General features: G+C 66.0%; 12 protein-coding genes. 6 read left to right on the top strand and 6 right to left on the bottom strand.

Annotated elements, in window-relative coordinates; translation table 11 throughout:
- Positions 1-60: 60 nt before the first annotated feature.
- The gene (locus GGR73_RS19355; RefSeq protein ID WP_102582115.1) at positions 61-333 is read left to right on the top strand and encodes a metal/formaldehyde-sensitive transcriptional repressor; all 273 of its coding nucleotides are present in this window, start codon (positions 61-63) and stop codon (positions 331-333) included.
- Positions 334-725: 392 nt separating this feature from the next.
- On the opposite strand, the gene GGR73_RS19360 is transcribed toward GGR73_RS19355, so the two are convergent.
- Positions 726-2,291, bottom strand: a complete 1,566-nt coding sequence (locus tag GGR73_RS19360; RefSeq protein WP_184458387.1) for a GH39 family glycosyl hydrolase — start codon at positions 2,289-2,291, stop codon at positions 726-728.
- Positions 2,292-2,619: 328 nt separating this feature from the next.
- Here GGR73_RS19360 and GGR73_RS19365 point away from each other — a divergent pair, with 328 nt between their 5' ends.
- Genes GGR73_RS19365 through GGR73_RS19385 form a run of 5 tightly spaced genes read left to right on the top strand, consistent with a single transcriptional unit; the run spans position 2,620 to position 7,028 of the window.
- Positions 2,620-3,207 (top strand): hypothetical protein, encoded by a 588-nt coding sequence (locus GGR73_RS19365; protein ID WP_184458389.1) that lies wholly within the window; start codon positions 2,620-2,622, stop codon positions 3,205-3,207.
- Positions 3,204-3,404 carry a helix-turn-helix transcriptional regulator gene (locus GGR73_RS19370; RefSeq protein ID WP_016903655.1) on the top strand — a complete coding sequence of 67 codons (201 nt, stop codon included), beginning with the start codon at positions 3,204-3,206 and terminating at the stop codon, positions 3,402-3,404. The genes GGR73_RS19365 and GGR73_RS19370 overlap by 4 nt, the downstream gene beginning before the upstream one ends.
- A 60-nt stretch (positions 3,405-3,464) precedes the next feature.
- Entirely contained in the window at positions 3,465-5,060 is a 1,596-nt protein-coding gene (locus GGR73_RS19375; RefSeq protein ID WP_054591276.1) for an alpha/beta hydrolase, read from the top strand.
- 31 nt (positions 5,061-5,091) lie between these two features.
- On the top strand, positions 5,092-5,838 hold the full coding sequence (locus tag GGR73_RS19380) for an ABC transporter ATP-binding protein (RefSeq protein ID WP_104590278.1): 747 nt from the start codon (positions 5,092-5,094) through the stop codon (positions 5,836-5,838).
- Complete coding sequence (locus tag GGR73_RS19385) at positions 5,835-7,028, top strand: ABC transporter permease (RefSeq protein WP_102251113.1); 1,194 nt, start codon at positions 5,835-5,837, stop codon at positions 7,026-7,028. The genes GGR73_RS19380 and GGR73_RS19385 overlap by 4 nt, the downstream gene beginning before the upstream one ends.
- A gap of 360 nt (positions 7,029-7,388) precedes the next feature.
- Here GGR73_RS19385 and GGR73_RS19390 read toward each other — a convergent pair whose 3' ends face one another.
- The 5 genes from GGR73_RS19390 to GGR73_RS19410 form a co-directional block, all read right to left on the bottom strand.
- Positions 7,389-8,408, bottom strand: coding sequence for an energy transducer TonB (locus GGR73_RS19390; protein WP_047127581.1), 1,020 nt, complete (start codon positions 8,406-8,408; stop codon positions 7,389-7,391).
- 132 nt (positions 8,409-8,540) lie between these two features.
- Positions 8,541-10,106 (bottom strand): tryptophan halogenase family protein, encoded by a 1,566-nt coding sequence (locus tag GGR73_RS19395; RefSeq protein ID WP_184458391.1) that lies wholly within the window; start codon positions 10,104-10,106, stop codon positions 8,541-8,543.
- A 12-nt stretch (positions 10,107-10,118) separates the two neighbouring features.
- Positions 10,119-11,132, bottom strand: a complete 1,014-nt coding sequence (locus GGR73_RS19400; RefSeq protein WP_184458393.1) for a cupin-like domain-containing protein — start codon at positions 11,130-11,132, stop codon at positions 10,119-10,121.
- Positions 11,122-11,823 (bottom strand): SapC family protein, encoded by a 702-nt coding sequence (locus GGR73_RS19405; protein WP_184458395.1) that lies wholly within the window; start codon positions 11,821-11,823, stop codon positions 11,122-11,124. The genes GGR73_RS19400 and GGR73_RS19405 overlap by 11 nt, the downstream gene beginning before the upstream one ends.
- Positions 11,824-11,997: 174 nt before the next feature.
- Positions 11,998-15,012, bottom strand: a complete 3,015-nt coding sequence (locus GGR73_RS19410) for a TonB-dependent receptor (protein WP_184458397.1) — start codon at positions 15,010-15,012, stop codon at positions 11,998-12,000.
- Positions 15,013-15,033 lie beyond the last annotated feature (21 nt).

The following is a 15,033-nucleotide window of genomic DNA, read 5'->3' on the forward strand; positions in this document are numbered from 1 at the left end:
GGGGCTCTGGCTACGATACCCCCCTAGGGTATCTCAGGTACCCCCGGGGGGTATACGGCAATGGCACATCTGAATCAGGACAAATCCAAACTGCTCGCCCGCGTGCGCAGGATCCGCGGGCAAGTGGAGGGGCTGGAGAAAGCCCTGGCGCAGGACGTGGACTGCACCGCGTTGCTGACGCAGGTGGCGGCGTTTCGTGGCGCTGCGCAGGGCTTGATGGTCGAGCTGCTCGGCGAGCACTTGAAGCACCACGTCGCGGCACCGGAGGCGCTGGGCGAGCGCGAGCTGGCGGTCGACGACATCACCGCCATTCTCAAGACCTATCTCAAGTAAGAGCGGTCATCAAAACGACTGCGCTCACCGTCAGATAGGCGCGGCCGGTGCTTGGAATGGGCGTGTACCACTCGTGCACTGCGGCTCCTGCGCGCTACGTTTTGTTTGCAGCTTCAAGTCCTGCACATCGGGTCCAAGCGATCCCGCCGATTCGATTTCAACCTTGTGCGCTGCGCGGGCTGAGCGACGGCCCAGCGCGCTGGACCTTGATGATGTCGTGCCTGCAATGTCCTGCGGCGATGCGCGCGACATGCCGCAGCGCACGCATGCCGCACCCGATGTCGCGAACGATGCACGGTCGGGACATCGCGCCGAACTGCGCGCATCGTTGCGCGCACGCAATCCACACCCAACGCCTCGCCTGATTGCAGGCGCAACGGCGTGCCGGGCGCTCAGCGTGCCGACGGCTCCAGCGTCATCAGCACCACATCGTTGCTGCGCATCGGCACGCGGATCTCCACCACGCCATCGGCGCCGACGCGTACGCGCCGGTCCTGCTCGGGCGTGTCGCGCGTGGCTTGCTGCAACTGCGCCAGCTGCCGCGGCGCCAGGTCCTTGGGCATGCCCATGTCGATGTACAGCGACAGCGGATCGTTGCGCCGGTAGCCGGTCTTGCGTACCTGCAGCCGGTAGTTGCCGGCCGGCACGTGCGCCAGGCGGAAGACCAGCGCTGCGCTGTCGGTGCTGGGCACCTGTTTGGTATAGAACGGGGTATTGCTCACCGCCTGCACCGGCTGCTGCCAATCCCAGGCCAGCGCGGCGATGCGCTGGCCATCCACCGCCGCAAATGCGTGCGCATCGCGCAGCGGAACATCGCGGCCCTTGAGCGCGTTCAAGTACTTGTAGGCAAACCACGCCGGCTTGCGGATGCCCTCGCGATTCATCAGCCCGAAGCCGCCATGGAAGGGCGTGGGCGGCGGACCGGGTTCTTCGAACAGATCGGTGTAGGTCCAGTAGCTCATGCCCTGCACCAGGCCTTGCACCTGCTTGAGCTTGGTCAGGATGTAGGGCGCGTTGATGTAGCTGTCGTGGACGAAATCGCGCGGCGTATAGCTGCTGCTCCACTCGGTGAAGTACAGCGGCAGATCCGGAAATGGCGAGGCCTGGATCTGCGCGCGCACGCGGCGCACGTCGCCGACGATGGCATCCGGCGATGCCGACAGCTTGACGTCCTGCTTGCCGTCTTCATCGAGAAAGCCGCCCTCCACGCCATAGGTATGCGTGGTGACGAAGTCGATCGGCAGTTTGTGTTTGGCAACGAAGGCCAGCAGTTCCGGCACCCAGTTCGCACCGGCGGTGGAGGGGCCACCGACGCGCAGCTGCGGATCGATCGCCTTGATCGTGCGCGCGGTGTTCGCATACAGGTCGAAGTAGGCCTGCTGGTCGGCGTTCTCCCAGAAATCCTTGAGGTTTGGCTCGTTCCACACCTCGAAATACCACTGCCGCACTTCGTCGGCACCGTAGCGCGCACGGATGTGGCGCACGTACGCATCGATCAGCTGCGTCCACTTGGCCGGGTCCGGATGCGAGGTGTTGCCCTTCCAGTAGAAGAGCGTCTGTTCGGAGGTCTTCATCGCGCCGGGCGTAAAGCCCAATTCCACGAACGGACGGATGCGCTTGGCCAGCAGCGCATCGTAGAGCTGATCCAGTTTGGTCCAGTCGTAGACGAGCGTGCCGTCGACGTCTTTCACCGTGCCGAGCACGTCATGGAACACGTCGTGGAAGCGGATATAGCGAAACCCCAGCTCCTGCACCGCCGGAACCAGTTGCGCCTGGCTGTCGCTGCGGATCAAGGTGCCGGGAAAGTCCGAGCCGATCGACAGGTCGTAGAACCGGTCGACCGGCCCGGCGGCGCTGGCCAGATCCAGCTCGATCGTGCGAGGCGCCGCCTCCTGCGCCATGGCAGAGCTCGCCATGCAGCCGCTCAGTGCAATTGCCAACCAGATCTTCAGACGCATCACCGCTCCCGCCAATGTTCGATCGCGGAGCGTAACCCAGCTCCGGCCCGGTGCTGCGGACGGGCGTGCTTGGTCTTCCTGCTGCCAGCGTTGCGTGGCGATGGGCAGGGATTGCACGCTGTCGAGTGTGTAAAGGGTGCTTGACAGCTGGCCGCGCCCGGCGCATCGTGCCTGTCAAGTTGACTTGACAGGCGAAGGGAATGCGTCAGCAGCATCGGCAATGGGACTGCATACCGGCGTGGTCGGCGCAGCGACCGCTGCGCAGCGATACCGGGATGGAGGGCACTGACCTGCCAGTGCGTCCATCGGACCGCGCGAGGCAACGCGCATGACCCGCTGCAGACGCAATGCGCTACTGGCGCTCTGCCTGGGAGCCGGCCTGCTCGCCGTCAGCGCGCTCGGTCGTTGGCAACTGCTGCCGCTGAGTGCCCACCTTGCCGGGCTCTGTGCCGGCGCGGGCGTGTCCTGCCTGGTGCTGTCGCTGCTGCTCTTGCTGTCGCGCGGCAGCCTGCGCGACAGCACACGGCCGGCATTGGCGCGGCGCTATTACCGCGAATTCGGCGTGCCGATGGGCTTGTATGTGGTGGTGATGCTGTTCTGGAGATATTTGCTTGCGCATGTGGATCCGAGCTGGGCACGCGTGCTGATCGCCTTGTTGCCGGCCGTGCTGGTCGCCCTGGTGATCCGCGCGGTGGCGCGCTACGTGCGCGACTCGGACGAGATGCAGCGGCGCATCGAACTGGAGTCGATCGCCATTGCCGCCGGCCTGGTCAGCGGCGCATACATGACAGGCGGGTTCCTGCAGGCCGCCGAGTTGATCGACATCCCCGCGACGGTGGCAATGTTGTGGGTGTTTCCGATGTTGTGCGCCATCTACGGCGTCACCAAAAGCATCAATGCCCGACGGTTCGAATGAATAGCCGGGTGCGCGAATTGCGCGAGGCCAGCGGCTGGTCACAGGGCGAGTTGGGCGAACGCCTGGGCGTATCGCGGCAGACCATCAATGCGCTGGAAACCGGCAAGTACGATCCCAGTCTGCCGTTGGCATTTCGCATCGCGCGTCTGTTCGGGGAATCGATCGAGCACGTCTTTCTTTACGAAGACGGGCAGTAGCCGCGCCGGTCACACCCGACCGGATGCGGCGTCAGGGGACAGGAACTATCAGGAGAGATGGTGAACATGGTGAAGCAACCCACACTGGTGGCGGCGCTGCTGATCGCATTGCTGGCAACCGGATGCCAGCCTGCGGACCAGCCGGCTGAAAACACGGCTGCCACGACCAAGACGGGCGCAGCCACGCCCGGCCTCGCGCAGCCGCAGGCCAAGCCGCAGCCCGTCACCGCCGCAGGCAATCGTTACGGCACGCTGCAATTTGCACCGTGCACGCTGAGTTCCGGCAGCGCGGCCGGCAATATCGAGGCGCAATGCGCCAGCCTGCGCGTGCCGGAAAACCCGGCCGCGCCGACCGGGCGCAGCATCGATCTGAAGATCGCCTGGCTGGAAAGCGAGGCCGGCGCCGGCAGCACGCCGGATCCGGTGTTCTTCATTGCCGGCGGACCGGGACAATCGGCCACCCAGGTCGCCGCGATCGTGGACATGGGGCTGCATGAAGTCCGCAAACGGCGCGACATCTTCCTGGTCGACCAGCGCGGCACCGGCGGTTCGCATCCGCTTGCGTGCCGCGATGCCGCCGGCAAGCCGCTCGTACTGGAAAACAGCAGCGCCGCCACCGCCGAGCAATTGACCGATTACGCACGCCAATGTGCACAAGGGCTACGCAACGATGCCGATCCGCGCTATTTCACCACCAGCGAGGCGATTGGCGATCTGGATGCGGTGCGCGCCGCACTGGGCGTGCAGACGCTCAACCTGATTGGCGGCTCCTACGGTACCCGGGTCGCACAGCACTATGCGGCGCGCTATCCGCAACACACACGCACGCTGGTGATCGATGGCGTGGCGCCGAACGATCTGGTGATCGGCGGCGAGTTCGCGCGCACGTTCGAAGATGCGATCGCGTTGCAGGCCACCCAATGCCGCAAGGACGCGGCATGCGCCAAACGCTTTCCGGTGGACACGCGCACGCAGCTACGGCAGGTGGTGGAGCGCTTGCGTCAGGCGCCGGTGGCCGTGGATTACCGCGACCCGCGTACCGGTGAACTGCACCACGAGCAGGTGACGGCCGATACCGTGGTCGGCCTGGCGTTCGGGTTTTCGTATGTGCCGCAAACCGCCTCGTTGTTGCCGCTGGTGCTGGACGAGGCGGCGGCAGGGCGTTACGCCTCGCTGATGGCGTTGGCGCAGATGAGCGCCTCGGACATGTCCGACCAGATGAATCGCCCGATGCAATGGTCGGTGCTGTGCAGCGAAGACGCCGGCCGCTACACGCCGCCAGCCGGCAAGGACGACACCTTGCTGGGAGCGGAAGTGGCGCAGATGTTCTTTGCGCCCTGCAAGGCCTGGCCGACCAAGCCGACCCCGGCTGCGGACGCCGCACCGTTCAAATCCAACCTGCCGGTGTTGTTGCTGTCGGGCGAGCTGGATCCGGTGACGCCGCCGCGCTATGCCGAGCGTGTGCTGCAGGGCCTGCCCAATGGCCGTCACCTGGTGGCGCCGGGGCAGGGCCACGGGGTGTTTCGACTGGGCTGCATGCCCAAGGTGCTGGGCCAGTTCCTGCAGACCGCCAATGCCAAGGCACTGGATGCGCAGTGCGTGGCCAGCCTCAACAATGTGCCCGCGTTTACCTCGTTCAACGGATGGGAACCATGAGCCGCACCGACCACGCCACGGAGGCGCACGCATGATCGTCGTCGACAAGCTGCACAAGTCGTTCAAGACCAAGACCGGGCTGGTGAAGGCGGTCGATGGGGTCAGTTTCAGTGCTGCCGATGGCCAGATCACCGGCCTGCTCGGTCCCAATGGCGCCGGCAAGACCACCACCTTGCGCATGCTCTACACGCTGATGTCGCCCGACCAGGGCAGCGTCCTCGTGGATGGCGTGGATGCCGCCCGCGACCCGGTGACCGTGCGCCGCGCGCTGGGCGTGTTGCCGGATGCGCGCGGCGTCTACAAGCGGCTGACCGCGCGCGAGAACATTGCCTACTTCGGTGAGCTGCATGGCCTGTCGCGTGCGCGGATCGCCGAGCGCACGCGCCTGCTGTCGGCCGCGCTGGACATGGACGACATTCTCGACCGTCAGACCGAAGGCTTCAGCCAGGGCCAGCGCACCAAGACCGCGATTGCGCGCGCGCTGGTGCACGACCCGCGCAACGTCATCCTCGACGAGCCCACCAACGGGCTGGATGTGATGACCACGCGCGCCATGCGTGGCTTTCTGCAGCAACTGCGTGCCGAGGGGCGTTGCGTGATCTTTTCCAGCCACATCATGCAGGAGGTGGCGGCGTTGTGCGATCGCATCGTCATCGTCGCCAAGGGCACGGTGGTGGCCTGCGGCAGCGCCGACGAACTGCGCGCCAGCACCGGCGAAGACAATCTGGAGGACGCCTTCGTCAAGGCGATCGGCTCGGACGAGGGACTGCACGCATGAGCACCACATCGTTGTTGTCCACGCTATGGACGGTGCTGCGCAAGGAGTTGCGCGACATCGGCCGCGATCGCCGCACGCTCGCACTGGCCTTGCTGCTGTCGCCATTGCTGTATCCGGTGCTGATCCTGGGCATGGGCGCATTGAGCGAAAGCCGCGTGCGTACGCAGATCGACAAGCCATTGGAGATCCCAATGCTCGGCCGCGAGAACGCGCCCAATCTGGTGCGGTTCCTGGCCGCGCAGGGGCTCAATGCGGTCGATGCGCCGGCCGATCTGACCGCCGCGATCCGCAATCAGGATGTGGATGTGGCACTGCGCATCAGCGACAGCTACGCCGACGATTGGCGCGCCGGGCGCCCGGCCCTGGTGGAGGTCATCAAGGACAGCACGCGGCGCGAGGCCGACGTGCCGAGCCTGCGCCTGCAGGCTGCGCTCGGCAGCTATAGCCAGCAGGTGGGTGCACTGCGCCTGCTGGCGCGCGGTATCGATGCGCAGGTGGGCAGGCCGCTGGAAATCGCCGCGCAGGATCTGGCCACCGCCGACGCCAAGCGCGGGCAGATGATGGCGATGCTGCTGCCGGTGCTGCTGGTGATCACCTCGTTCCTGGGTGGCGCCTCGCTGATCCTGGATGCCACTGCCGGCGAGCGCGAACGCCAGTCGCTGGAACCCTTGCTGGCCACCCCGGCGCCGCGCAGTGCGATCGTCAGCGGCAAGATCGCCGCCGCCTGCGTGATCGGCATGGTGTCGCTGTTGCTGACCTTGCTGGCCTTCAAGTTGAGTGCGCAGTTGTCCACCTCGAACCTGGGCCGCCAGCTCAACGTCGGCTTCGTGCCGATGCTGCAGATGCTGTTCATCCTGGTGCCGATGCTGTTCATCGGCACCTCGCTGTTGACCTATCTGGCCGCCGCCGCCAAGAGCATGAAGGAAGCGCAGGGGCATATGACCTGGCTGTTGCTGCTGCCGATGCTGCCGGGCTATGCGCTGATGGCGTATCCGCTGAAGACGCAGCTCTGGCATTTCGCGGTGCCGTTTCTGGCGCAGAACCAGATGCTGCTCAAGGTGATCCGCCACGAGCAGATCAACGCGCAGACCTGGGCGGTGTATCTGCTGGCGGGCTTCGGTGTGGCGGCGGTGCTGTGGTACGCGGCAGTGCGGCGCTATCACCAGGAGCGGCTGGCGATTTCCGGCTGATGTTCCTTCTCCCCCTCGGGAGAAGCTGCCCGCAGGGCGGATGAGGCTAGGGGTCACCAGCAAACAAAAAGCCCGCAGCGATGCGGGCTTTTTGTTTGGTGCCCGACATTCGCCGGGAGTGCAGTGCATCGATCATCGGCAGCCATCAGCCATCAGCCATCAGCCATCAGCCATCAGCCATCAGCCATCAGCCATCAGCCAGCAATCAACAAACGATCGACCAATCAAGCGATCAACGACCAAGCAACCAAGCAACCAAGCAACCAAGCAACCAATCAAGCAACCAATCAAGCAACCAAGCAACCAACAGACTCACTCACTCAGCCGCATGCAGATGCACTCGATCGCCCAACGCACCACTCAACCACCGGGGTTGAACGACAGCGTGCGCCGCGTGGTCACCGGTGCGGCCACCGGTTCGAAGCGCCAGCGCTTGACCGCATTGAGCGCTTCGCGGTCGAACACGCGCGGTGGGGTGGCGCGCAGCACGCGCGAGGCGGTGATCGAGCCATCGGTGCCGACGGTGATCTCCACCAGCACTTCGCCGGAGGTGCCGGCGCGCAGCGCCTCGGGGGGATAACGCGGTGCCGGGGTGCTGATCGGGCGCAGCGACTGCGCGGCCGGTGCAGCTGCGGCAGTCGCCGGGGCCGGGCGCGGGGCGGCCGGGGTCGGAGCAGGCGTCGGGGTCTCGGCCTGACGGCGCGCCGCAGCCTGGCGTTCGGCCTCTGCGCTCTGCTGGCGGGCGGCTTCCTGTTGCGCGGCGATCTGCTGCGCAGCGGCCGCCTCGCGGGTCTGCTGCTCGGCCAGACGCTTCTGCTCGGCCGCCTGCTTGGCCTTGTCTTCGACCAGCTTCTTGGCCTGCTCGGCATCCTGCTCGGAGCGGCTGGCGGCGGTCTTCATGCCGGTCTCCAGGCCGCTCTTCAGGCGCGGCAGTGCCGGTGCCTTGGGGTCGACCTTTTCGATCAACGCGATCAGGCGCTGCGCTTCGGGGAATTCTTCGCGGCTGATGCCCTGTTCGGCGGCGATCAGCGTGTACGGCAGCAGGTCGGTCAGCGCGCTGTTGACGGTGGCGTCCTGCGGCTGCTTTTCACGCAAGGCCAGGTAGTACTCCACCGCGTTGTCGCCGGCCGGGGCGTACATGCGATTGTCCTGCAAGGCCTTGGTGGCCGATGCGCGCAACTGGTCGGCGGCCATCGATTGCACCTGCGGCGACACTGCGGTGGCCGGCGTCGGCGCGGCGGCAGGTGCCGCAGGCGTGGCGCCGGTGGCAGGCGCGGTGGCGGCGGCCTTGTCGTCCTGCTTGGAGCAGGCGGCCAGGCCGACCAACAAAATGACCGGCGCGATCCGGCGTGCCATACGGCCCTGTGTCAGATCCAACATGCGTCCCCCTTACCCCGATTGCGAAAGATGCTGCGGCGAGGCCGGCCATTGTTCCCGCAATGGACGGCAAAGCGGCAATCTAGCATTGCTGGGGCGGTCTAAGCCAAGGGGGGCGCCTGCCGGGCGCGAAATTCATCGCGCTCCGGTGGCCAGTGCGGCGTTGGCCGGCAGCCGCGTGGCCGGCTCGGGCAGCGGCGGCGCAGGGCAGTAGCGGCGCAGGAAGTCCGCATGCGCAGGCAGCCGCGCCAATGCGGCATCGACCCGCGTGCGGATGGTCTCCAGGAAATGACGAAGCTCGGCATCGCCCATCAGGTCGGCCACCGGGTGGTGCTGCTTTGGTGTGATGCCCTGGCCCAGCATCACCTGCACCCAGGAATTTTCGGCAAACAGCTCGTTGGCCTGGTGGAATACCCGCCCGCTCTGGCGGAACAACTCCACCCGGTGCCGCAGCGTGTCGGGGATGTCCATCGCCGCGCAATCGCGCCAGAACGGCGTGTCGCGGCGGTCGGTGGCGTGGTAGTGCAGGATCACGAAATCGCGGATATGGGTGATTTCGGCGGCGGCCTGGCGGTTGTATTCGGCGATGTCGACATCGTTGATGACCTGCGGAAAGGTCTGCATCAGCCGGATGATGCCGCGCTGGATCAGATGGATGTTGGTCGATTCCAACGGCTCCAGGAAGCCGCTGGCCAGCCCCAGCGCCACGCAGTTCTTTTCCCAGACCCGATGCCGCTGATTGGGCGTGAAGCGCAGTGCGCGCGGCTGGGTTAGTGCGCGGCCGCTGAGATTGCGCTGCAGTACCTGCGCGGCGCTGTCCTGATCCATGTAGCGGCTGGAGTACACGATGCCGTTGCCGACGCGGTGCTGCAGCGGAATGCGCCACATCCAGCCCGCCTGATCGGCGCGCGAGCGGGTGTAGGGCACCGGCGCGCCGACCGATTCGGTCTGCACCGCCAGCGCGCTGTCGGCGAACAGCCACTGCGACCAGTCGTCCGTGCCCACACCCAGCACCTTGCCGATCAGAAGACCGGCAAAGCCGGTGCAATCCAGGAACAGATCGCCTTCCACCCGCGTGCCGTCGTCCAGCGTCAGCGCGGTGAGATAGCCGCTGTGCGCGTGGGTCTCCACGCTGCCGATGCGGCCTTCGATGCGCTGCACGCCGAAGCCTTCGCAGAAGCGGCGCAGGAAGCGCGCGTACAGGCCGGCATCCAGGTGGTAGGCGTAATTCATGCCGCCATTGGGCAGATGCGCAAAGCGGCCTTCCTGCGCGGCACGCAGTTCCAGGCAGTAGTCGCCGAAGTCGCGCGCCAGGCCACGCTGCCGGCCCTTCAACCAGAAATGCTGGAAGCCCGCGCTCCAGTGATCGGTGCCGGTGTGGCCGAAGGAGTGGATGTAATGCCGGTCCACATCACGCCAGTGTTCGAAGCCGATGCCCAGCTTGATGGTGGCCTGCGTGGCGGCCATGAACGCGGCCTCGTCGATCTCCAGCAGGCGGTGAAAGGTGACCAGGCTGGGAATGGTGGCTTCGCCCACGCCCACCGTACCGATCTCGTCCGATTCCACCAGGGTGATCTGCAGGTGCCGGCCCAGCACTTTGGATAACGCGGCGGCGGCCATCCAGCCGGCGGTGCCGCCACCGGCGATGACGACGCGGCGTACCGGGCGCTGTTGTGGGTCGGAAGGGGCGGTGTCGGTCATGGCGTCAGATCCTCAGCGATTCAGGCGTTGCAGCAACCGCGCGCGCAGGCTGCGGGCACGGGCCTCGTCCATCGGCGCCAGGACGCCGCGCGCAGACTCCGGCATGTGTGCGGCGGTGTCCGCATCGGCATCGAACACGTAATGGTCGAACACGTCCTGCCAGATCGCGCGTTGTTCCGCTGGCAGGTCGCGGAGGGTGAGCAGCGCCAGCATCAGCGCGTTCATCGGCGAATCCATGTAGGCCGGGCTCTGCCGCCACCAGAAATTCACCAGCACGTTGAACGGCGTCAGCGCTTCGACGTGATGCCACCACATGCTGGGAATGAACAATGCATCGCCCGGTTCCAGCTCGGCCACCAGCGCGTGTTCCAGCGCCTGCGCATAGCGTGGAAAGCGCTGCAGGTCCGGCGCGGCGATATCCACCAGGCTGACCGGCTGACCGGCCGGGGTGAGATCGAGTGGGCCGATATACAGATTGGCCAGTTGCTGCGGCGGAAACAGGGTAAAGCGGCGGCGCCCGGCGACCACGCAGGCCAGGTTGTCGGGCAGGTCCTGATGGGCGGCGATGCGGGTGCGGTTGCCGATCCAGATACTGGCCAGCGGCTCGCGCTGCGGCAGCGCGATCGGGTTATGCGCGCGCAGGCCGGGCAGGTAGGTGTCCAGCGTGGTGGAGCCGACGTAGATCGCCGGTGGCTGCGGGTTGTGCAGATCGCGCAACAAGGTCTCCAGCACCACGCCCAGTGGCACGCGCTCGGGACGGAAATTGAAGCCGCTCATGTCCGCGTTGTAGAAGAAGCGCCCGCCGATGTCCGGCGGGCCGACCTGTGCCACCACCGCTTCGCCGCGATCGAAACCGCGCAGGTAGGCCGCCGCCGCCTGCGCCGAGGTGGCGCCGGCCTGCGCCAGTGGCCAGTCGTGCACCAGCCCGCGCAATACCAACGGCGTGGTCGAGCGCAGCACGGCCGGGTCCAGCTGCTGCGGGTCCAGCCCGTGCCGTTCTTCGATGGCGCGCGGCTCAGCCAGCATGACGGCGCTGCATGCGGTCGAGCAGATGGCGGAACTGCGCGACCGAGGCCACCGCCATGTATAACGGCTCCAGATCGCCATGCCGGTGCAGGTCGAGCAGGGCCGCATCGTCGAGTGCGCGCAGGCGTTCCTCGTGCACGGCGTAGAGCCCGGTCAGACGGCATTCCAGGCCGTTCTGCAGCGTGGCCTCGAACACGAACGGTTCGAGCAAGTCGTAGCCAAGCAAGCGGTCGACGAACGCCTCGCTCGCGGCCAGGCCATCGTGCAAGGTGCGCAACACCTGGCCGATGTGGTCGAGAAATTCGGTGGTACCGCCGTGTTCGCGAAACAGCACCTCGCCTTCGCTGCGGCTGATGCGCGGGCTGTCCAGGTCCACGTGCACCATCGGCCCGTCCTCTTGCTCGCCGATCAAAAACGGTTGCCGCTGGATCGCCAGAGGCACGTACGGCGCATCCCAGCGCGCACCATCCAGGAACAGGTTCTCGCCCAAGCGTAATCCCAGCAATGCCAGCGGCTGAAAACTGCGCTCGCCGCTGCGATGGAACACGATCGGGTACTGCGCCTGCAGTTGGCGGAACTCCTGCGGAAAGGTCGCGGCCGACATCACGTCGTCGCCGTAGGCGGCGCCGTGCACGGTGATCACGCGCAGGTCGCGGTGATCGAGGTTGTTCAACAACACGGCATTGGTCATGGGGGGAGACACATCACGCGGGGCGCGTGGCCCATGCTTGGACAGTTGCTTCGGCATGGCAAGTCCCGGATGCGACACATCCGGGAAACGCCACGAGAGCGCCGTGCGAACGCCCCGGCAGACTCGCTGCCGGGAACGCTTAAAAGAACATCACTGCATGACTAACGCGCTGCATCACCAGAACTTGTAACGCACGCCCAGCATGTAGCGCGGGCCGGTCTGGGTGGCGTAGATGATCTGGTTCGGGTGACGGCCGTGCTGGCGCTGCACCTCGTCGGTGAGGTTGATCGCCTCCAGGCTCAGCGACAGGTTCTCGGTCCACTGGTAGCCGATGCTCAGGTCCAGCTGGCCATAGGCTTCGGTGTAGACCGGGTTGGGCTGGCCGCTGCCGTCGAAACGTGCGGCCAGGAACTCGTCGCGCCAGTTGTAGGCCGCACGCACCTGCCACTTGTCCCGGTCGTAGAAGCCGACCACGTTGGCCGAATCGCTCAGCCCTTCCAGCGCGAATTGCTCGCCGATCACGTAGTTGTCGTAAGTCAGGCCGGAGTCGACCTTGGTGTAGTTGGCCGACACGCCGAAGCCGCTGTCGCCGAACATGTGCTGCAGGTTGAATTCCCAACCGTCCAGCGAGGCCGAGCGCTGGTTGGCCGGCGCGGTGATGGCGAAGTTGGCCACCGGATCGCCCGGCTGCCCGCTGATCACGCCGGTGGCGTTGCCGTTGGAGTCGTCCGGCCCGCGCGCCACACCCGGCGCACCGCCGCGGTTGCGGAAGATGTAGTTGCGGATGCAGGTCAGGTCGGCCGAGGCGCAGCCGTTGCCCAGCGCTTCGTTCCAGTACGCACCACCCACTGGCGTGTTCAGGCCCAGCGAGGTGTCGTTGCGCGTGGTCACGCCGATGTAGTTGTCGATGTTCTTGCGGAAGAAGCCCACCGAGGCGTAGCTGGCATCGCTGTAGTACCACTCCAGCGAAAAATCGATGTTGTGCGAAAGCAGCGGCTTCAGGCCGGGATTGCCTTCCTGGCCGGTGCCGCCTTCCAGGCGCGCGATCTGGTTGAGCGTCTGCCCGCCCTGGATATCGCCCCAGCCGGGCCGCCCGATGGTTTCGCCGTAGCTGCCGCGCAGCACCAGATCCTCGGTGAGCTTGAAGCTCAGGTCCAGGCTGGGCAGCCAGTATTCGTATTTGCCGCTGCCGCTGGCGAACGCCGAGTCGGCCAGGCGGATCGGCAACTCGTTGTTGGCGACCCAGTCGATGCCCACCGCCACCGGCACCAGTGCCTGCGCCTCCACCTTGGTTTCTTCGTAACGCACACCGGCGGCCAGGCTGATCGGCACGCGCAGATCGTCCCAGCTGTTGTTCCACTGCAGGTAGGCGTTCTTGGATTTTTCGGTCACGCGGCGGTCGGTGGTGAACACCGGCGAGGTGCGGTACAGCGCATCGTCGCCGGCCACCTGCGCGGCCGCCTGGCGGGCACGTTCGAAGTCGAACAGGAACAGCTGGTTGAACTGTGCCGGATTGCCGCTGCCGTCGATCGCATCGAAGTACTGCGCAAACGAACTGGGGATCCACAGATCGTCCGGATAATCGGCCGCGGTGCCGGCACCGCCCCAGGTGTCGCGCTGCACGTTGGAGAATGCCGAGCGGTTCTTGACCTCGGTGCTGCCGATACCGAACTTCAACTGCGAATAATTTTCGAAGGTGAAGTCGCCGTTGACCTGGGCCTGGTCGATCTCCGACTTCATGTAGCTGTTGCGGAACGCCGAGCCGGTGACCAAGGTGCGCGACGGATCCAGCCCGGTCAGGCCAAAGCCCAGCTGCTGCTGCAACACCGGGAAATCCTTGCTGAAATCCACCACCGAGGTGCCGCGGTAAAAGCCGGACACGCCCAGCGAATTGCTGGAACCGAACGGGCTGTCCGCACCGGCTTCTGCGGTGGAGCGGTGGATGTCGAAGTTGAGCTTGAATTGGTCGTTCACCGCCCAATCCACGTTGAAACCCAGTGACTTGTTCTGGTTGCGCGTGGCCGCGTTGGAGCCGGCGGTGGCCAGATCGCTGGTGGCCGGATTGACGATTTCCGAATAGCTCACCGGCCCGGCGACCGGGCCATTGGTCCAGGCGCTGGCCGACGGCCCATAGTTGAACCACACCGACATCTCGTTGCGCTGCTGCTGGATCTTGTTTTCCGAATAGGTGTAATCCAGCGTGGTGGTGACGTTGTCCAGCGGCTTGTACTGCAGCGTCAACTGGCCGTTGGTGCGCTGGCGCTCGACGCCGACCACGCGGTAGTTGAGGTTCTGCGGCACCGAATAGATGTCATTCGGGCCGGGGCGGTTGACGATGTTTTCCGAGCCCGGTGTACCCGGCTGCGGGATGGTGCCGTAGGCGGTGGAATCGCCGCGGAACGAACGCCAGCCGTTGGGCACGCCGACCTGGCTATAGCCGAAGTCACGTTCCTGGTAGCTGCCGCTCAGCGATACGCCGAAGCGCCCATCGGCCGAGGTATTGCTGAAGATGCCGGAGATTTCCGGGGTCAGCGAATCGCCCTGCAGGCGTCCGGGCAGATTCTCGTTGGAGCTGTCGTGCACGCCCTTGAGGCCGACGTTGGCATGCAGGCCCGGGTTGTCCAGTGGCCGGCTGGTCTTGATGTTGATGGTCGCACCGATGCCGCCGGTGGGCGTGCTGGCGCGGCTGGTCTTGAACACCTCGATGCCGGAGATCGACTCCGACGCCAGGTTGGCGAAGTCGAACGCGCGCGAATTGGAGGCGTTGGATTCCTCGATGCTGGCGCCCGGCATCTGCCGGCCGTTCAACAGCACCAGGTTGAAGTCCGGGCCGACGCCGCGCACGGTGACGCGCGAGCCTTCGCCCAGCGAACGGTCGATCGACACGCCGCTGATACGTTGCAGCGATTCGGCCAGATTGGTATCGGGGAACTTGCCGATGTCTTCGGCCACGATGCCGTCGACGATGCCTTGCGCATCGCGCTTGACGTTCATCGACGAGGTCAGGCTGCCGCGGATGCCGGTGACCTGCACAGCATCGAGCGTGGCGGGATCGGCCTGGCTCGCGCCGGGGACGGTGGATGCGGACTGCGGTGCCGGCGCGGTCTGCGCGGCCAGCGGCGTCGACAGGGCAAACAGCAGGGCAGACGTCAGACGCCGCGTGCGCGGCAGGGTGCGTGGCTCTCTCACAACGATTTCTTCCCCAAATGA

This window comes from Xanthomonas sp. F14 (assembly GCF_014199865.1).